At 52.8% G+C, this 18,478-nt stretch carries 15 protein-coding genes; 8 read left to right on the top strand and 7 right to left on the bottom strand.

The features are described 5' to 3' along the window. Positions 1 to 10 precede the first annotated feature (10 nt). Positions 11 to 637 carry a polysaccharide biosynthesis/export family protein gene (locus ROA7450_RS07195; RefSeq protein WP_085805062.1) on the bottom strand — a complete coding sequence of 209 codons (627 nt, stop codon included), beginning with the start codon at positions 635 to 637 and terminating at the stop codon, positions 11 to 13. Positions 638 to 987: 350 nt separating this feature from the next. Here ROA7450_RS07195 and ROA7450_RS07190 point away from each other — a divergent pair, with 350 nt between their 5' ends. Continuing rightward, the gene (locus ROA7450_RS07190; protein WP_085805004.1) at positions 988 to 1,179 is read left to right on the top strand and encodes a hypothetical protein; all 192 of its coding nucleotides are present in this window, start codon (positions 988 to 990) and stop codon (positions 1,177 to 1,179) included. A 144-nt stretch (positions 1,180 to 1,323) separates the two neighbouring features. Here the strand turns inward: ROA7450_RS07190 and ROA7450_RS07185 are convergent, their stop codons facing one another. The 4 genes from ROA7450_RS07185 to ROA7450_RS07170 form a co-directional block, all read right to left on the bottom strand. Then, a complete protein-coding gene (locus tag ROA7450_RS07185) occupies positions 1,324 to 3,978 on the bottom strand; it encodes a calcium-binding protein (protein WP_085805003.1) in 2,655 nt (884 codons plus the stop codon). 343 nt (positions 3,979 to 4,321) lie between these two features. Further along, complete coding sequence (locus ROA7450_RS07180; RefSeq protein WP_085805002.1) at positions 4,322 to 5,170, bottom strand: CpsD/CapB family tyrosine-protein kinase; 849 nt, start codon at positions 5,168 to 5,170, stop codon at positions 4,322 to 4,324. Positions 5,171 to 5,189: 19 nt separating this feature from the next. Continuing rightward, the gene (locus ROA7450_RS07175; RefSeq protein WP_085805001.1) at positions 5,190 to 6,746 is read right to left on the bottom strand and encodes a GumC family protein; all 1,557 of its coding nucleotides are present in this window, start codon (positions 6,744 to 6,746) and stop codon (positions 5,190 to 5,192) included. Next, entirely contained in the window at positions 6,743 to 7,891 is a 1,149-nt protein-coding gene (locus ROA7450_RS07170) for an ExeA family protein (protein ID WP_234999459.1), read from the bottom strand. Before ROA7450_RS07170 ends, ROA7450_RS07175 begins: the two co-directional genes overlap by 4 nt. Before the next feature lie 525 nt (positions 7,892 to 8,416). On the opposite strand from ROA7450_RS07170, the gene ROA7450_RS07165 reads away from it, so the two are divergent. The 5 genes from ROA7450_RS07165 (at position 8,417) to ROA7450_RS07145 (ending at position 15,015) form a co-directional block, all read left to right on the top strand. Continuing rightward, the gene (locus ROA7450_RS07165) at positions 8,417 to 9,109 is read left to right on the top strand and encodes a sugar transferase (protein WP_085805000.1); all 693 of its coding nucleotides are present in this window, start codon (positions 8,417 to 8,419) and stop codon (positions 9,107 to 9,109) included. A gap of 86 nt (positions 9,110 to 9,195) precedes the next feature. Further along, the gene (locus ROA7450_RS07160) at positions 9,196 to 11,631 is read left to right on the top strand and encodes a tetratricopeptide repeat protein (RefSeq protein WP_159454015.1); all 2,436 of its coding nucleotides are present in this window, start codon (positions 9,196 to 9,198) and stop codon (positions 11,629 to 11,631) included. Positions 11,632 to 11,773: 142 nt separating this feature from the next. Further along, complete coding sequence (locus ROA7450_RS07155; protein WP_085804998.1) at positions 11,774 to 13,324, top strand: hypothetical protein; 1,551 nt, start codon at positions 11,774 to 11,776, stop codon at positions 13,322 to 13,324. Positions 13,325 to 13,336: 12 nt separating this feature from the next. Next, a complete protein-coding gene (locus ROA7450_RS07150; protein WP_085804997.1) occupies positions 13,337 to 14,116 on the top strand; it encodes a maleate cis-trans isomerase family protein in 780 nt (259 codons plus the stop codon). Between the two features lie 44 nt (positions 14,117 to 14,160). Beyond that, the gene (locus ROA7450_RS07145; RefSeq protein ID WP_085804996.1) at positions 14,161 to 15,015 is read left to right on the top strand and encodes a hypothetical protein; all 855 of its coding nucleotides are present in this window, start codon (positions 14,161 to 14,163) and stop codon (positions 15,013 to 15,015) included. A gap of 90 nt (positions 15,016 to 15,105) precedes the next feature. Here the strand turns inward: ROA7450_RS07145 and ROA7450_RS07140 are convergent, their stop codons facing one another. Beyond that, entirely contained in the window at positions 15,106 to 15,594 is a 489-nt protein-coding gene (locus ROA7450_RS07140) for a peroxiredoxin (RefSeq protein ID WP_085804995.1), read from the bottom strand. Between the two features lie 89 nt (positions 15,595 to 15,683). On the opposite strand from ROA7450_RS07140, the gene ROA7450_RS07135 reads away from it, so the two are divergent. Beyond that, positions 15,684 to 16,895 carry an NAD(P)/FAD-dependent oxidoreductase gene (locus tag ROA7450_RS07135; RefSeq protein WP_085804994.1) on the top strand — a complete coding sequence of 404 codons (1,212 nt, stop codon included), beginning with the start codon at positions 15,684 to 15,686 and terminating at the stop codon, positions 16,893 to 16,895. Beyond that, positions 16,892 to 17,449 carry a 16S rRNA (guanine(966)-N(2))-methyltransferase RsmD gene (rsmD, locus tag ROA7450_RS07130; RefSeq protein ID WP_085804993.1) on the top strand — a complete coding sequence of 186 codons (558 nt, stop codon included), beginning with the start codon at positions 16,892 to 16,894 and terminating at the stop codon, positions 17,447 to 17,449. Before ROA7450_RS07135 ends, rsmD begins: the two co-directional genes overlap by 4 nt. On the opposite strand, the gene ROA7450_RS07125 is transcribed toward rsmD, so the two are convergent. After that, entirely contained in the window at positions 17,424 to 18,140 is a 717-nt protein-coding gene (locus ROA7450_RS07125) for a hypothetical protein (protein WP_143534385.1), read from the bottom strand. The genes rsmD and ROA7450_RS07125 overlap by 26 nt on opposite strands. Positions 18,141 to 18,478 lie beyond the last annotated feature (338 nt).

The raw sequence follows: 18,478 nt of genomic DNA, 5'->3' as shown, positions 1-18,478 counted from the left end.
GTTCGTTAGTTTATTCGAACAGGCGTCTTTCCGGTACGATTATGACATCTCCTGGGGCCATCACGGTCATGCCGATGTTGGATTTCCCCTCGAGGATGCTTCTATAGTTCACATTATATACGCGTTCTTTGCCTGATGAATCTCTGCGACGTAACTGTACGCGTTTCTTTGCAGCAAATCTAGAAAAACCGCCAATTTCGGCCAGCATTTGCAAGAGCGTTGTACCTTCGGCCACTTGTACTTTGCCTGGATTCGCGACCTGTCCCAAAACATAGATAGGAATTGTGTCTTCGACGGCTGCGGTGCTTGCGCTTGGGAAAGTGATTTCGGGTTCAGCGAGCCGCGCCAGTGAAACAAAAACGGTAGGAGGGCTGGCGAAGTTGGGGCTCAACTCATCTATAACGCTGCTTTTGACTTGGCTGAGCGTGCGACCACCAGCCTGAACAGTACCTGCGAGGGGAACTGAAACCCGGCCGTCGGGGAGTACCAACGCGTCGCGGTTGATGCTGCTGTCTTCCAGAACTTCGATTCGAATGACGTCACCGGGTTTGATTCGGTAACTCTCTTGGGCCTGTCCTGCAGCAGCGAACAGCGGGACCAGCGTCAGTGTGAATAAAAGCGTGATAATCCGTTTCATAATCATGGTTCTATAGGCTTCACGTTGAATGGGCGTTTAACTTCGAGAGACCATGTTACTGTAAATATTGTCCAAATTCGCAAAAATGTTGCGTGCGGCTACTTTCCTGCAGAATGAACGTGCTCTTTGTGCAACATTCCTTATCCCCCTCCAAGAGGTTTTCCGCCGATTTTAAAGGTGAAAATACGTGCCGCTGTGAATGTTACGTTCTTTGTATTAAAACGTGAATTGAGGCGAATTTGCACGTTTGCGCCCAATTATTGCCGCAATGAGTGGGGACACTCTGGAGAAGCAAAATTGTATGCAAGCCGGGGTGGAACCCGACGTGTGCAAAACAGAGGAGTGATGCAATGGCTGGGATCGTATTCTTATCAATTCTGATTGGTTTGATTGCGTCAGCAACTGCATTGTTGTCAGGTGCCTCGATCTGGTTTGCATTATTCGCATATGTTGCCTGTGGTGTTATGATGATTTTAGTCGTGGTTGTTTTGGCCCTCATGTCGAATCCAGTGCCGCGCCCAGAGTTGAGCCGTAACACCTAAATCTGCATTCCAATTCCGCGATTGATTGACGCTCCGATCTTCGAATCGGTTCAGTGTGAATTACAGCAGTTTGGGTGCTTTCTCGGGCTTTGCAAAAAGCAAAGGAAAGATCATATCAGTAACCTTGGCCCCAAAATGTAGAGTTCAGGCGATAAACAACCAATTGTCCAGTTCGAACTCGCTGAGGCCTAGCAAGGTGATGCTGTCGCTTCCGTTGGAGATGACAGCGTTTCCTTTGTCATCTTCAGATGTCAATTCCGCTGACAATGATCGGCCGTCCAGGAAGTAGCCTTCAAGGTCTAGTGAATCGAACTGATCGAAATCAGCGATAACATCCTGACCGTCCCCTGCTGTGAAGTAAAAGCGATCATGGCCATCGCCGCCCTTTAATGTGTCGTTGCCCCGACCACCGTTTAACTGGTCGTCCCCGGATTTGCCGACCAGGATATCCTGATCGTTATTCCCGTGCAGAACATCCTCTCCTGGCCCCCCTCTCAAGGTGTCATTTCCATGACCTCCACTTAGGGAGTCATTGCCCTTGTTGCCGTCGACGAGATCATGATCTGCCCCGCCATCCAACCTGTCATCCCCTGAGCGGCCGCGGAGGATATCGGCTCCGGCTCGGCCGTAGACGATGTCATCATCGCCTTTGCCAAGAAACTCATCGGCGGCGTTGGTCATATATATAGCTTCTGGATCATAATTGTCATTTGAGGCTTGGTCGTCTTCCACGTTGTTCTCGATTGAGCCGTCGCTCTCTGGAGCCGGCCCCTCCAAGTCTTCGGAACTATCCCCAGCTGAATCGCCTTGGTCCCCAGTTTCAGCGTTTTCGTCGGGGTTTTCTGAAACTGTATCAGTTGTTCCATCCAGAAAATCCTCAAGAGAGACTTCTTCGCCATCGAGGAAGGCGAATCTTTCGATGTTGATGGCAAATTTATCTCCGTCTGGGCCGGTTATTAGATATCCGTTGCCGTCAGCCTTGATGCTGTATTCAGAACGTGTGCCTGAGAGGTATAAGCGGTCATTTCCGGTGCCGCCATTGATACCATCACGGCCCATGGCTCCGTAGAAATCATCGTCGCCTTCGCCGCCTATTAGGTAGTCTTCGGCATCTGTGCCGACAAGCTGATCATTCCCAGCGGTCCCAATCTCTGTTTTGCCTTGGAGGTAGGCATCATTCCCTTCGCTGTCCCACCATGCGGTGTCACTCGCAAGTTTATCGAGCAGGTACTCTGCGCGCGGATTGCTATCATCGAGATCTGACAATATCGCCCATGAGCCCCACTGGCTGGGCCGGCCAACGTCTCCGAACTGCATGAACGGGTTTTCAGCGACATTTGCCCATCCGTTGTACAGCTCTTCATAGAGATCAGCCATATCCTGACTTCTGACGTAGTCGGTCATAAAGGCATTCACGGCGTCAATCTGCTCTTGCGAGAGGCCATCGACAGCAAAGCTGTGGTGTACGTGTTGCCCACCTTCGTAGGCGACAAGCTTGACGCCATACTGGTCGGCAACCACCTTTGCCTGTTCGAGGCCGCGCAAGATGTCGGGGATGGATTTGGAATGCTCGGGATCTAATAGTTTTTCCGTTAACCACGCGCTCGCATCAGCAGACGGGTCTTGAATTTTGTCAATCAATTCAAGCCGTGTGGCCTCGTCAGCGATTATGTTGTTGCCGAAGTAGGTTGTGATACCCAGCTCATTAAATACGGTGTGCGGTGCGACGTAACCTTCGGGTTCATTGTCTTCCCAAAGGGGAGCGGTCAAAACTTGTTCGTTACTCCAGGTCTGGTTTGGCCGGGAGCCCAACACATTGATCAGTTCAGGACTGCCTTCGGTTTCTGCAAAGACCTCTTCCCAAATCAGGGCAACTTCGGTGGCGCGTTTGGCCTGATAGGACAGCACACCGTCATAGCCGCTTTCGCCCCATTCTTCGATGGCTTGGTCCTTGGCCCAATTGCTTTGGCCGAAGGCGGAATTCCACACTTCATTTGACCATTCCACGCGAGCAGTCAGTTCGGGGTCAAGATTGTCGCGAACGTATTGCGCGAATTCCCGGACGAATTCATCACTTGCTGTGTGTGGCATGTTAAACCAAGGATCGATGCCGGCCTCGTTGGCCAGTTGCACCATCACCTCTACGGGTACTGGGGTCCAGTTTACGGCATCTGCAGTGGGGTAATCTTCCCATGATGTTACGGTTGATGCATTGGTATCCATCCAATCCATGAAGCGCAGTTGCCGGGCATCAGCCACCACATCAAGCCATTCGGGATTGAAAATCGCACCCGCCTCGTGCAGTTCGACATGATCCTGATTTACGACCGAAATATTGCGAATGTAGTCGCCGGTGTTCGAAGGGTCTGTTTCTGAGATGTCCAGCAGTACATTGCCACCGCTGTAGCTGAAGGTAATTTCGCCGTCCTTCTGCGATAGAACGTTAACGTGCTGGCCCCCAATTTTGACTGTGCCCGCACCTTCATACTTGACGACGAAAATCTCCGGTCCTTCGGATAAATCATATGCGCCGTTCAGGTCCCAGACGGTGCCGATGGAATTCATGCCTTCGGGGATGTCCTTGACCCAGCCATCTTCATCCAAATGCCCGCCTGCTTCGATGTCCTGCGTTGACAACTCGCCCCATTTTGTCGATGAGTGACCCAACCAGCTTCGGGCTGACTTCATCAGGTCTATGAATGGCAGTTGCGACTCGTAGTAAGTCACGGGGGTCAGGCCAAAGGCGACGGTTGGATTGCTGTTTCCAAGGGCCTGTGTTGGGGCGTTATAAATGGTCAATAGCTTGGTGAACTCCGTTTTACAGGCGGCACTATTTTGTAGATGTGAGCAACACTTGAGAGAGTGCGAAAGTCGGGCAGTTTTGGAAACAGTCCTTAATATTAAATGGGTGTGTTTCCGAAATTACCACGAATTTTTGCCCTTCACTAATTTTCCGGAAGGTAGGCTCGGTTTATTTGTGGGTGGTTTTGGGACTCCAATAAGGAGAATTCAGGGCGTGGAGCAAAGATTGATTTAAAACCTGTCGAAAAGCGAAAAGGTGCAACGGCAAAATCAATGCATTGTGCTGCATCACTCTAATATTAAGAAATACAAAGGTTTTTGGCGACGTCAAACTGTGGTGTCAGTCGCCATAATAGTAGCCGTAGTTTTCGTTCTGGCCCATGTAGCGACACTTGTTCAGGACGACACCCAGCACATTTGTGCGCGAGGCCAGTTCGCGTTCGGCCTTGTCGACATTGTCGGGGGTGGTTTTCTCCGCCTCGGCCACGAAAAGCGCGCAATCCACTTGGTCTAGAAAGGCGAGCGTGTCGTCACTGACCATAAGGGGGGGCGTGTCGAAAATGATAATGTCGGGTTTGTATCTGGCCTCGATTTCATCAAGCATCCGGGCCGCTGTCACCCCTTGGAGCATCTCTGCCGAGTTGCGAATACCTGTCTGGTTCATGGCGATGACCAGATTGTCGCCATAGCGTAGCATATGGTTTTCGGCTTCGTCTCTTCCGGCAAGGGCCTGTGAAAACTGAAGCGGTTCGTTCACGCCCAGAATTCTGGCAATCGACGGGCGGCGCATATCCAGCTCTATAACCATGGTGCGCAGCTCAGATTGCTTTGCCAGGCTGAACGCCAAATTCATCGCTGTCATGCTTTTGCCGTTGCTGGGGCCATGCGAGGTGATTGCCACGCGGCGCCAGTTGTGCTTGCGCATCTGCTGCAAAAGTTTGGTGCGCAAGATGTCATAGGGTGCGGCATGGTGGCTGGTGGCGTCTGCAATGATGCGATTACGCTCCAAAAGCGTGACGTCTGCTGAGAAAGGAGGGAGGGCCTGCCACAAAGCATCCTCGGATCCCGTCTCAGCATTTACCGGACGTGCGGCGGGTGCAGAGCCTCGTGCAGCAAGTGGATTTGCGCCTTGCGCCTGCTCGTTGCGTGTCTTGCGCGCCTTTTCGATGGCAGATTGAATGCGTTCCATGAGTGTTGCCTCTTCAATCTTATCTCGGGTTAAATTGGTCAAAAAGGTTGCGCAGGCCAGATTTATCCATCGCAATATCTATCATCATATCCATGGGCAGATAATAGGTATGCAGCCAGTACAGGCACAGCGGAATTCCGGCAACCACAACAAACAGGGCCGAGAATATGATGATGCGCCGCGCCAGAACTTGCCGGCGGGTCCGGATGTAGGGGATGGTTGCAAATGGGGTGATGCCCAGCTTGTTTGACAGATCAGCGGGGCGCCGAATTGAGGTGTTGAGCAAATCCAACAAAACGATCAGGCCCAGCCCGACCATGATGCCCCCGCCAACGCCGGCGGCTGCGATCATCTTACGATTGGGGTCTGTTGGCTCCCGTGGGGGAATGGCCTGTTCAATGACCGTGATGCGTTGTCCACGCGATTGCGCCTCGATCTGGTCACCAGTCCGCGCTGCGGCCAGATCTGCGGTTGCCTGATTGTACTGAATGCGCAGGTTTTCGTAGTCCCGTTCAAAAACACCGAGGGTCACCGCGTTTGCGGGTGTTTGGTCGATACTTTGTTCGAGGAGCTTCGATTCGTCTTCGATGGTTGCTCTTTGCTCGGTTAGGAAATCGATCTGGCTTTGAAGGTCGGCCATCTGGAGGTCATAGGGGGAGAGTTTCGCACCAGTTCCACCTGAGGCACCGGATTGACGTGCTAGACGCTCTTCCAACACTTCGATTTGGGCTTTCAAATGGCTAATCTTGGGGTTCTGTTCCGAGTAAATCGCCAAAGCCGAGGCCAATTGATCCTGCAGCGCAGCCAGTCGGCGTTCTTCATCGCTCAAGTTGCCTTCAGAGCCGAAGGTTTCGCCGGTGGCTTCATAAAGCTCTTCTAGGCGGGTGCGCCGGTCGTTCAGACTGACCAATTCGCGATCGATTTGTAATTTGCGCTCTTCAACCGCAGACAATTGCGTGCGTCTGAAATCCAGACTGTCAGGCAGGGCGTTCTTGTTCCTGAGCTTGAATTCCAGGATCTTCTGCCCCTGATCCGCAAGTTCCAGATCCAGCCGCGCAACTTCGCGTTTGAAGAAATCCAGAGTCTGTCCGCTGGCTGCTTGCCGCATCGAGACGTTTTCTTCGAGGATACGCGTCACCAGCTCATTGGTGACCTGTGCTGAGAGAAGCCCGTTGTCGGCCTCGAACGAAACGGTCACGAAGGATGCGCCGGTGGGGTTGCGGGGCAGGCTGAAACCAATGCGTTTGCGCATGTCTTTGACGATATCGTCAGCCGACATGTCCGAAGGGTCGTCGTACACGTCGAAATCGCGTGCAATGTCCAGCATATTGGCCCGTGTCAGGATGCGCTGTTTGATGATCTGAAGGATTTCAGAGGCGTCAACCACAACAGTTGAAGAGGCAAGATCCCCGGGGATTTGGGGTGACTCGACCAACAACTGCGCTTCGGCCTTGTAAACGGGCGGCAGAGTATACGCGACGGTCAGTCCGGTCGCGGATATCGCAAAGACGATCAGCAGAAAATAATGCAGGCGTCTTAGGAAAAGAGAAATGTAAAACTTGCCGTCTTCAGTCATTGCACTTCGTCATCTTCCGTCTCAAACGCACCGGCGCAAAAGAACGCGCCATCATCTAGCACCTGTTGAACCGTTCGTTCGGTGACTGTTTTCTGGTTGTTCGTGAACGCATATACCATTGCCAGATCACATAGCTGGTTAATCAGTCGCGGAACACCCTGGGTTTGCTGGAAAATCATGGTGCAGGCGTTCTTAGTAAACAGGTTCTTTTTCGCGCCGGCCTTTTGTAAGCGGTGACCGATGTAAGTCTGCACCGACGCGGCATCCATCGGGCCAAGGTGGAAGTTCGCCGCAACCCTTTGGGCGAACTGCCGCAGATCCGAACGGCGGATCATGTCGCGTAGCTCTGGCTGGCCAACCAATACTAGCTGGATCAGCTCATCTTTATTGGCGTTTATGTTGGTGAACATGCGTAGCTCTTCCAACGATTCACGGCTCAGGTTTTGGGCTTCGTCGAAAATAATGACGACTCGGTTGCCCTGTGCATATTCCTGGATCAAATAGGTTTGAAACTGCTCAAACAGATCAACATAGGTTGCCTCCTTCGGTGCAGTTTGATCTAGCGACATGAGCACCCAGCGCAACAGTTCACCGCGTGATCCGTGCGCGTTTGACACCAGACCGACCTTGATACCCACTTCCATATTATTCAGCAAATGACGTAAGAGGGTGGTTTTGCCCGAACCGATATCCCCGGTGATCAAGGTGATCGGCGCGCAGGTCACGATGCCATATTCCAACATCGTATAGGCACGTCGATGTTCGGTTGACCAGAACATGAAGTCCGGATCTGGTAACAATGAAAACGGGCGCATTTTCAGGTTGAAGTGCTCAGCGTAAATGGCGAGAGCGTTGTTGATTTCGTTGTTTTGCCCCATTGCCCCAATCTCGGGAGGATTATTGTCAAAGCTGGCAGAGGCGCCATCGCGTACGTCGGCAAGCTCTTGCTTTTTCAGTATATACGTCGCTTGTTTTGATTTGTCATATACTTGAGAAGACTCTTGTCCCTGTTGGATGCGACGTGTGGGATCGCTATCGTTGTGTTTGGCAGGAGGATCTATGGGAGGCTTTCGTGGCGCAAACAACCGCGACAGCCGACGGTTTACGGCTGTAAGGGGATTGATCTTGGACTCCTGGCCACTCATTTTGTTTAGTCCCACATCATTAACAATATGCTTTGGCAGAAGCGTATGGTTCAATCGTCAAACGGCGAAATTGTGGGCACATTGCGCCCGTATTCATTGCAACGCTACCTAATATAGGTGGCCGCAGGCAATATGAAGACGTAGGCGAGGCAAATATGTGTCTGAGATCTCGCAAATGAGCAATTTAATTAACTTTTGATTCGATGTTTTGGCTGAATTTGACTTGTCGGCGAAACAAAGCCGGTCGAAATGGGGCATTTTTGGGGCGAGTCGAAACAAATGTGCAATATTTAGGGGGGTGCGCCCGATCAATATCCAGAAAATGATGTATTTTTATTAAACATGTTGAGAAGCGGTGCTAAAGCAAATATGTTCGAATTGTGAGTTAAGAGTGGTCGATGTAGGGCGAAGATGTACTTCGATAGTATCATAATCAACCAATTGATCAGAGCGAATAGTGGCTTGTTCTCCAGTTTGCGAGTGAAACAAGGTTTTTAATGAGTTGTATGTAGAGAGCGTGTTTTTATGACTGTTCAAAATGACAAATTCGTAGCCGATCATAGTGCTGCGCTTGAACTATTTCCAAGCCGAACCCCCAAAAATGTCCGTCGTGGTGTTTATCGCCATTTTGGCAAGCGCGCCATGGATATTGCACTGGTCTTGTTGGCTGCGCCAATTGCTCTGCCTGTTGTGTTTTTGCTTGCAGTGCTGACTGCTTTTGATGGCGGCGGCCCATTCTACAAGCAGTCACGCGTCGGTCGGAACGGCCGCATTTTCACGATGTGGAAGATCCGGACGATGGTTGCTGATGCTGACGAGGCGCTTGAGCAATATCTTGAAGTCAATTCCTGTGCGCGACGCGAGTGGGATGAAATGCAAAAGCTGTCAGCCGACCCACGCATTACGACAATTGGTGCGGCTATTCGAAAGACGTCTTTAGATGAGCTCCCACAGCTTTGGAACGTTTTAATCGGTGATATGAGCCTTGTTGGGCCGCGTCCAATGATGCCCAAGCAGCAAATGCTGTACCCCGGAAGCACTTATTTTAGCATGCGCCCTGGTATTTCGGGCTTTTGGCAGATCTCTGATCGCAACAATACGTCATTTGCCGCGCGCGCTGGTTTTGACGATCTGTATTACAAAAGTGTCTCACTGGCCGCGGATCTGCGCGTGATTACCCGGACAGTTGTTGTGATGCTGCGTGGGACAGGATGCTAAGCCTGCGGGCTTTCATGGTGACAGGTTTCGGTTTATTGCTGCTATAGTAACATCGTCTTTCCATGACAGCGTCAAAGGACACTAGAATGTACTTCCTCTCTGGTCGTGGTCGAATTTGCGCCCTTGCAATGTCGGCCTTTTTTCTTGTCTCGGCTTGTGAAAGCTCAGAAGAGCGCGCTCAGAGACATTTTGAAACGGCATTGGAATTGCTGGAAGAGGGGGATGTTGCCCGAGCCGCTGTTGAATTCCGGAATGTTTTTCAGCTAGATCCTGAACATAAAGAAGCGCGACTTGTATTTGCACGGAGCCAGTTGGAGTTGGGGGAGCGCGCGAGCGCTTACAGTCATTTTCTGAAGGTTGTTGAGAGCTATCCTGATACGCTGGAAGCGCAGATCGAATTGGCCGAAATGGCGATCGATGTCCAGAATTGGGAAGAAGCTGAGCGCCATGGCAAGGCGGCAATCGAATTAGATCCTGAAAACCCCAAGGTCGAAGTGATCGACATCGCTCTTGCCTATGCACAAGCACAGCGGGGTGAGGACAATGCGGTTGCCGCGGAGCAGGCAGAGCGGGCGATGGATATTCTCGAAGAGATGCCCGAAAGCATGATTGCATGGCGCATCGTGATCGATCAGAAGCTGCGAACAGGAGAAAATCTGGCCTCTCTGAAGCTGCTAAATGAGGCACTGGTGATTCATCCGAATGATCTGGCGCTGAATGCAACAAAGTTGCAGCTGCAATTGCGCGAAGGAGATTTCGAAGCTGCGGGTGAAACGCTTGAACAGATGGCCGACAAATTCCCCGAAAATGAAAATATCCGGAACTCTTTGATCGCGTGGTATCTGAAGCGTGGCGATGTAGATAACGCCGAAACTTATCTGCGCAAAGCTGCTGATGCCGAAGGGGCGACATCTACAGCCAAACTGACCGTCGTACGATTTCTACTGGACACACGAGGTAAGGACGCGGCACGGGCGGAATTGGAACGTTTGATTGCGACAGAAGCAGAAACAATCACGTATGAAACTTTGTTGGCCTCAATGGACTTTGAGGAAGGTAACAAAGCTGAAGCCATCACCAAACTGGAAACGCTTTTGGCCGAAGCTGAGGCAACGCAGGAAGCTTTGAAAGCAAAAGTAATTTTGGCGCAGATGTTATTGCATGACGGGAATGCTGTGGGGGCCCGAGCGGCGATTGAAGAAGTGCTGCTGGAAGATCCGTCAAACGTCGACGGGCTAAAGATGCGGGCGGCGTGGTTGGTGGACGAAGATAAACCGGATGACGCGATTATTGATTTGCGAACGGCGCTGGCGCAGGAACCGCAAGATGCCAATATCCTGACTTTGATGGCAAAGGCGCACGAACGGGCAGGTTCGCGGGATCTGGCGGGTGAACGTTATGCTTTGGCCGTTGAGGTGTCGCTTCAAGCCGTGCCTGAATCTTTGCGGTATGCAACCTATTTGACGCAAGAAGGGCGTGTTGATGCCGCCAAAGCGGTTTTGGATGAAGCGTTAACTAAGGCACCGGAAAATGTGGATTTGCTGCGCAGCATGGGCGCGCTGCATGTTCAAACCGAAGACTGGAATGAAGCGACGCGCATGATCTGGCGCTTGAAAGCGTTGGAAACTACAGCAGCGCTGAATGCCGCGAATGGGCTTGAAGCAGACAAGTTGCTGCGACAGCAACGTGTTGATGAAACCATTGCCTTGCTTGAAAGTCTGTCGGCGGAGGGGGGAAATGAAGGTGATGCGGCATTTGTTGCGCTGTTGCGGACAAAAATCGCAGCGCAACAGACAGATGAGGCCGTCGCCCTGTTAGAAGAAAGGTTGGCGAGTGATCCGGACAACCTAAAGCTACAGTTCATGAGAGCTGGCCTGCATATGATTCAGAATGAACGTGATCTGGCCGAGCCGATTTACGTTAAGGTTCTGGAAAAAGCGCCTGGAAATACAAATGCGCTGCGGACTTTGAATGCCATCATGATCGCAGATGGCCGAGAAGCAGAGGCCGCGGCTTTGATTGATGAGCAGATTGCAAAGGCCCCAAACCCAACGGCGGCCTATCTGCTCAAGGCGGAACGATTGGAAAAGGAAAAGGACTTTGAGGGGGCGATTGCGATTTACGAAAGCCTATATGCACAAAACAGTGCAAATGTCGTTGTCGCGAATAACTTGTCCAGTTTGATCACGACTCATCGCGATAGCGCGGAAGATTTGGATCGCGCGTATGCAATTGCCCGCCGCTTGCAAAACTATGAAATCCCCGCGTTGCAAGACACTTATGGTTGGATTGAGTACCGCCGTGGTAATTTCGATGAAGCGGTTAAGTATCTTGAACCTGCTGCGAAGGGCCTGCCGGAACATGCATTGGTGCAATATCACTTGGGGATGACCTATGTCGCACTTGAGCGGTTCGATGAAGCCAAAGAGGTTTTGACCAAAGCAATTGAAATGGCGGGTGAAGATCCCTTGCCACAGTTTGAAAAAGCGCGGGAAAAGCTTGCAGAGTTGCAAGGCCAATAAATGGAAAATTCGATCAAAGGAACGGGCCTCAGCATAATTGTTGGGGCCTTTTCGTGTTGGGGTTGATGGATGTTGAAGAAGACGGTTCTTGGCTTAATGTAGGGCAAGGCACCCAATCCGTTCGAAAGCTCAGGGATTTACGATGAATGATCGAAAGACGGTATTCTATCTCTGCCTTTTGGCTTTCCTGTCGGCACTGCCTGTTGCGGGGCTGCGGGCGGCTGAAAACATCAACATATTGCGCGAGGACCTCAAGCAGATCGGCCCATTGGGGTGGATCGCGCCAAACATCACGTTTCCAATAGGGGATTTGACGTCCCCTTGGGTCACCCCCACCGATGAAACGCCTTCTGCCGTACTGGTCCGGCGTTTGCAGCTTAAGCACGGTGGCCGCAATCCTGTTGTTGCCTATGACAATCGTGACCGAGCCCATTCCGAGGTAGCGCGCAACAAGTTTCCGTCGCTCCCTCGGTTGCAATATGGGCCTGAGTTGCAAAACGCCAACATCGATTTTGGCTTGGCTGGGCAGATCATTTATCCCTTTCCGGTGATTGGAAATTCATCGACGGCTGGGACCCATTGGCTCACGGGGCGTAGTCAGGCGCGATTGGGTATGACCGGCAATGGCGGTCCGGCACGTGCTTATCTGACTTATTCCAATAACCATATCTATATGTACCCTGAACATCGCGATCACGATGGGGCTGACATGTTTCCCGCAAACTGGCCCTATATGGTGATTTCACAGGGCTCTTCGGGGTCAGACAGGCCGTTTTTAGAAGCCTTTTTCATGACGATTGCAGCCTTGCCGGAGGAGACTCGCAAATTTCTACGCGAGCAAAAGCTGCTAGCGCCAACCCTGCAAATGATCTTACGTCGTAATCTGGCCGGGATATACAAGCGCGAGGCTTATTATACGGCCCGTGCCCACCCGACCGTTTTTTCCAAGGAGCAACTCGCGCCCGAGCGCATGGTGGCCTTTGCCGCAGATCTTAAACTGGGAGATATTCCACCGATGGTCCGGTTGAAAGTCGAGGAGGAAAGCTTCAACAAGCTGGCCGGGCTGGGCGGTATGTCGGAGAAGTTGTTTGACACCCCCTCGGCAATTGCCCGAATCTGGCGCGGACATCAGTACCGACAAGACATGGTGGTGTCCGCTGTTGATACGAAAGATCCAAACGGACGCGATCTGCGGTTTGAATGGGTCGTGTTGCGCGGTGATCCCGAGCGGGTGAAGATCACGCTTTTAGACGGGCCGGGCACTCGTGCGAGGATCGAGATGCAATGGCAAAATATGCCCCTGTCGGTGCCGCAAAACGACATCCTGTCACATCGTATTGATATTGGTGTTTTTGCCTTTAACGGCATGCATGACAGTGCCCCTGCGTTTATCTCGGTCAGCTTTCCAACGCATCAGAAACGGATCTATGAAAACTCGAATGCATCGGGGCGGGTCTTGTTAACGTCGGTCGATTACACAAACGGTCAGGCCCCACATTTTGATCCGCGGCTGCACTGGTGGGCAGATTGGCGCGATGAGTTTGAATATGATACCGATGGGGAACTTGTGGGTTGGCGTCGGATGCAGCCGGATGGCACAACCAAGATCCACGCCGCAGATGCCCCGCCTGCCAGATATGATTTTGAGAAGTCACAATATGGCCCGCGATTGGTGCGGCGAGACACTCAGTAAGGGAGCACTGTGATGAACAAGCATGTATTGCCGGAGCAGAAACGTCAGGACATCTTGAATCACGTGCGCTTCGACGCCGGGCGCAATGCGCGTGGCAAGATCGGATTTGTGCTGATCCCGAATGAGCAAACCATTGAGGATGACATGGTCCGCTATCTGCCTGCGGGTGTCGGGGCGTATTTCAGCCGGGCCACGATGCCACGGGAAATCTCAACCGAGAGCTTGGCACAGTTGCGTGGATCATTGGCGGAAACAGCGGCGCGGATCCTGCCCGATGACGGGCTGGATGTGGTGGCTTTTGCTTGCACCTCGGGCACCGTGGCGGTGGGCGAGGAGGAATCCTGCGCGGAACTGGCCAAGGGCGCACCGGGGGCGCAAACAACCACATTGGCGGGCGCGGTGCGCAAGGCACTGGCGGCCATGGGCGCGCAGAAAATTGTGCTGGGTTCGCCCTATGTGGCCGAGCTGAATACCAATGTCGCGACCTATCTGGAAGGGGCCGGTTTCACGGTGCTGGAGGCGCATGGCATGGGCTTGAATTATGACACCGAGATGATCCGCGTCGCCCCCGAGTACATCGCCGACTACGCTCGCGCCATCGACCGGCCCGATGCCGATGCGGTGCTGCTCAGCTGCGGCGCGCTGCGCAGTATTGATGTGGTCGATGCGATTGAGCAGGAGTTGGGCAAGCCGGTGATCTGTTCCAACCAAGCCATGCTGTGGGATTGCCTGCGGCTGGCCGGAGTCGATGACAAGCTGTCGGGGCTGGGGCGGTTGTTGCGGGAGTATTAATTCCCGTTTAAGTGTGGTGTTGCGATTTAAAGGGCACGCTGCATATGTCTCAATTCATCAAAACTGTGACTGTGTTTTTGACCTTCGTAATAGGTTTGGTAGCCACGGCACATGCAAGAGACCTGTGGGCTGAGCTTTGCGCTGAGAAAAATTGCGACGAATTCCCGCTTGGCTATCATACCTTCGATTTCCCCAAGCAGCGTTTGTATTTTCCTATGCGCCGACTGTCTTTGCCAAATTGGCAAGAGCGTGCATTAGATGGGGATGTTCCAGAAATTGTGAGCTATCAGATTGGGAATTCGATTGATGATCCCCGGCGCACATATAGTGGTGCAGGTGGCGGGCTGAAACGCTGTTGCGATGAGTTGTTCGATTGGTTTGGAATCGAGCGCGAAGATCGCAAAAACGGTCATGTAAATTCTGTAACAGTGAATCCCTATACACCTCGGAATTCGCAATATGATGCGAGATCACTTTATGCTCGCGTTCACAATAAGCTGCCGGAACTGGGTGAGGAAATTGCTCCGACCCAGTTGCCAGCAGATTTGAAATTTCCGATCAGCCCGTCCTTTTGGATGCTATTCGACAGGCAAGGTGCTCTCGGTTTGGTGTCGAGAGAGCCCATTTTAGCGGGAAGTTATGTATTCGCGTCTTGTACTGTCGTTTGCAAAGTATGGACCTTGCGCCCTAGAGGTGGAGCAAAACGCCCGGCGCTTAGCGTTTATATCTCCAGCACGACCTATAGACGTAAATTTGGCTCTATCGACGATTGGCGTGCATTTAGCGAGCATCAATTCGTTCCTGAGATCACGATCCAAACCTTAGAAGACTTGGCGACATACATCCGTAAAATTGACACGCTGCTGCAACGTGCAAGCCAGCATCCGGAGAGAAAGTAACCCGATCTTGTGCCGTAGGGTGAGTGTTAACCCAGCACTATGTATCAGAAAGCGGCAGGCGCATCACGCGCCTGCTCAAGCCGTAGCACCTTACAGGGCTGCCAAAATCCCCTCACCGGCAGAGACTTCGCAGACGCCGGGGTTTTCCTCTTCTTGCAGGAGGATCACGGTGCCGTCGTCCACCACCATGGCATAGCGTTTTGAGCGGTCGATCAGCCCGGCGGGTGGAGCGGAAAATTCCATGCCGATGGCTTTGGTGAATGTCGCCTCAGCATCGCCCAGCATGGCGATACCAGCAGCGCTTGCACCCGTGGCTTCACCCCAGGAGCCCATGACAAACGGGTCATTGACCGAGACGCAGATCACCTCGTCAATGCCTTTGGCGGCCAGATCATCTTTGGTGCGGATAAAGCTGGGCACGTGCGCCGAATGGCAAGTGGGGGTATAGGCGCCGGGCACGGCAAAGATCACCACTTTGCGTCCCGCAGTCAGTTCGGAAAGGTTCACTGCCTCGGGGCCTTCGGCACCTATGCGAGTCAGCGTGGCCTCGGGAAGTTTGTCGCCAGTAGAAATACTCATTGTCGTTTCCTGTATATCAATTGCGTTGAACTCTGAATTAGTTATAGGTGCATTGGCTGCCAAAGCCACCCAAAACACAGGAGAGGGACATGTCGAATATCGTCGTAATCGGGGCCGGTCAGGCGGGCTCTTCCTTGGTGGCGAAGCTGCGCAATCTGGGGTTTGACGGTAAGATCACCTTGATCGGTGAGGAAGCGGCCCCCCCGTATCAGCGCCCGCCGCTGTCGAAAAAGTACCTGTTGGGTGAAATGGAACTGGAGCGGCTGTATCTGCGGCCCGAGAGTTTTTATGCCGAGAATGATATCGAGCTGCGCCTGAGCACGACAGTGACCGGCATCGATACCACAAACAAACAAGTAATGATTGGCGCTGAAGCCGTGCCTTATGACCAATTGGCACTGACCACCGGGTCGTCGCCGCGCTATCTGCCTGCCGCGATTGGTGGCGATCTGGACGGCGTGTATGTGGTGCGTGACTTGAAAGACGTTGATGCCATGGCGCCGGAGTGTGTCGAAGGCAAACGCGTGCTGATCATCGGTGGCGGTTATATCGGGCTTGAGGCGGCAGCGGTCGCGGCCTCCAAGGGGCTGCAAGTGACTGTGGTTGAGATGGCCGACCGGATCCTGCAACGTGTGGCCTCGCCAGAGACATCCGATTATTTCCGCGCGCTGCACAAGGGGCATGGCGTGGATATTCACGAAGGTGTTGGGCTGGAGACGCTTTTGGGCGACGGTCGTGTCACCGGAGCGCGCCTGTCAGATGGCAGCGAGCTTGAGATTGATTTTGCCATCGTTGGCGTCGGTATTATGCCGTCGGCAGGCTTGGCTGAAGCGGCAGGATTGGAGATCGACAACGGCATTAAGGCCAACGAGCTGGGCCAGACCAGTGATCCGTCAGTCTGGACGGCGGGCGATTGCGCATCCTTTCCATTCAGGGATGGCCGGTTGCGTCTGGAAAGCGTGCCCAATGCCATCGACATGGCAGAGATTGTGGCCGAAAACATGTTGGGCGCAGACAAAACATATGTACCAACGATCTGGTTCTGGTCAGATCAGTACGATGTGAAGTTGCAGATCGCCGGGCTGAATACCGGTTACGACCGGATTATCACCCGTCCGGGCGATAATGAGAATAGCGTGTCCTTTTGGTACTATCATGGGGAGACACTGTTGGCAGTTGACGCCATGAACGATGCGCGCGCGTATATGGTAGGCAAGCGCCTGATCGACATGGGGAAATCGCCGGGGCCGGCAGCGATTGAAGACCCCACGACAGAGTTGAAGAGCCTGCTGAAAGCGTGAGAATCATCGGCGGCGATTTTCGTGGCCGCCGATTGGCATCGGTGGGCAAGGGCGATAGTGCAGCGCACTTGCGCCCCACCGCTGACCGGGTGCGCGAAAGCTTGTTTAATGTGCTAACCAATGCCTATGGCGACCCTTTTGAGGGCGCACGTGTACTGGACCTCTTTGCCGGCACCGGCGCACTGGGGCTGGAGGCGCTGTCGCGCGGGGCAGAGCATGTGAGCTTTGTCGAAAACGGCCGCAAGTCGCTATCGCTGATCCGGGAAAACATCGCCCTGTGCCGGGCGGAAGGCGCGACCAAAGTGATCACCCGCGATGTGCGGCGCTTGGGCGACAATCCTGGCGCGCCGTTTGATCTGATTTTTCTTGACCCGCCCTATAACAAAGGGATGGGAGAGCAAGCACTAGCCGCAGCGCTTAAAGGCGGGTGGCTTGCTGATACGGCGCTGATTGTCTGGGAGGAGAGTGCTGTTGTGGCCGTGCCTGAAGGGCTGACGTTGCTGGACGAGCGCAGTTATGGCGATACGGTTATTCGGATTTTGGAACGGGTTTAGGGAGCGCGGGACGTTCAGGATCTTTATCCGAATTCCAAGGGATATAGCTGTGCAGTGGTAACCGTTCTGGTGCGAACGTATCGAAAAATGGATCCCAATCAGTGATAGTTTCGTACAGGTGGCGGAACGCAGAAATGATCGGTTTGCCCGCTGCTAGAGGTAAATCAAGGTAACTGAATTTGTTGCTTTGCCATCTGTAAGAAGCGCTGTCAGAATTATCATTATTGTATATTGCATTCGCGAGAATCAGCGCACTGCACCCTTCGAAACCCGTTGCACCAGAAACGTAAGCCACTAGACTTACGACCTCGGTTGGAAACCATGAGTCGTGAAAGCGGCAATCAGCGGAGTTCAAAAGCGCATCAAGGGCGGACCGATGTTTGTCAATATTGCAGCCGTAATCCGCTGTTGCGATTTCGGCACGCTCTTCATTGGTCAAAGCGCGGGCTATATCTAAGAGGGGAGCTATGATCTCTGATGTTGAGTAGGTCGTTAGGTCGCCCTTTGTTGGGCGGATCTGCTCGGAAACCAGATCATATTGTCGCGCGACCTCAAACCCGTTCATCAGGGCCGACCGAATGGGCGCAGGCGCGCTGCGGTAGATGTCGGCGCATTCATCCCACTCCCACTCGAAATCGCTGCTCCTGTCAGGATTTTCAAAGCGATCAAGCAGCAGCAAACATGTAGCCAACAGAAATTCCAAGTCGCTTTCTGTTGGTGTGCAAGATTTTGATATGAGTGACGACCAGTACTGTTGAGTTAGCCCCAAGGTCCAATGTGGGATGCGGCTAGTTGAATGTGGGATTAACTTTTCATTAATCGAACGCTCATAAGCGGTTAGATCACGCTGGATCGATCCAAGAAGCTGGGATGCGGCACATTGTAAATCGTGCAACGCTTGGTATTTTCGAAATGTCATATTTATGGTTTGTTGGGTTGGCGGTACTCAAGAGAACAACATATCCTCATAGGGTGTCAATGGCTTGAGAGCGCCCCTATGGATGTAAGACTGTGGTCGTGTGGCAGCAA

It is taken from the genome of Roseovarius albus (genome assembly GCF_900172335.1).
In the GTDB taxonomy this organism is placed as follows: Bacteria; Pseudomonadota; Alphaproteobacteria; order Rhodobacterales; family Rhodobacteraceae; genus Roseovarius; species Roseovarius albus.
The sequence above is the reverse complement of the archived record's forward strand: the minus strand, read 5'-3'. Positions and strand labels throughout refer to the sequence as shown.

What these genes read in the sequence shown, in the direction of transcription:
- ROA7450_RS07165 (WP_085805000.1), top strand. Translation starts at nt 8,417, where the DNA reads ATGACTGTTCAAAATGACAAATTCGTAGCCGATCATAGTGCTGCGCTT.
- ROA7450_RS07155 (WP_085804998.1), top strand. Translation starts at nt 11,774, where the DNA reads ATGAATGATCGAAAGACGGTATTCTATCTCTGCCTTTTGGCTTTCCTG.
- ROA7450_RS07180 (WP_085805002.1), bottom strand. Translation starts at nt 5,170, where the DNA reads ATGGAACGCATTCAATCTGCCATCGAAAAGGCGCGCAAGACACGCAAC.
- ROA7450_RS07175 (WP_085805001.1), bottom strand. Translation starts at nt 6,746, where the DNA reads ATGACTGAAGACGGCAAGTTTTACATTTCTCTTTTCCTAAGACGCCTG.
- ROA7450_RS07170 (WP_234999459.1), bottom strand. Translation starts at nt 7,891, where the DNA reads ATGAGTGGCCAGGAGTCCAAGATCAATCCCCTTACAGCCGTAAACCGT.
- ROA7450_RS07150 (WP_085804997.1), top strand. Translation starts at nt 13,337, where the DNA reads ATGAACAAGCATGTATTGCCGGAGCAGAAACGTCAGGACATCTTGAAT.
- ROA7450_RS07195 (WP_085805062.1), bottom strand. Translation starts at nt 637, where the DNA reads ATGAAACGGATTATCACGCTTTTATTCACACTGACGCTGGTCCCGCTG.
- ROA7450_RS07190 (WP_085805004.1), top strand. Translation starts at nt 988, where the DNA reads ATGGCTGGGATCGTATTCTTATCAATTCTGATTGGTTTGATTGCGTCA.
- ROA7450_RS07140 (WP_085804995.1), bottom strand. Translation starts at nt 15,594, where the DNA reads ATGAGTATTTCTACTGGCGACAAACTTCCCGAGGCCACGCTGACTCGC.
- ROA7450_RS07160 (WP_159454015.1), top strand. Translation starts at nt 9,196, where the DNA reads ATGTACTTCCTCTCTGGTCGTGGTCGAATTTGCGCCCTTGCAATGTCG.
- ROA7450_RS07135 (WP_085804994.1), top strand. Translation starts at nt 15,684, where the DNA reads ATGTCGAATATCGTCGTAATCGGGGCCGGTCAGGCGGGCTCTTCCTTG.
- ROA7450_RS07145 (WP_085804996.1), top strand. Translation starts at nt 14,161, where the DNA reads ATGTCTCAATTCATCAAAACTGTGACTGTGTTTTTGACCTTCGTAATA.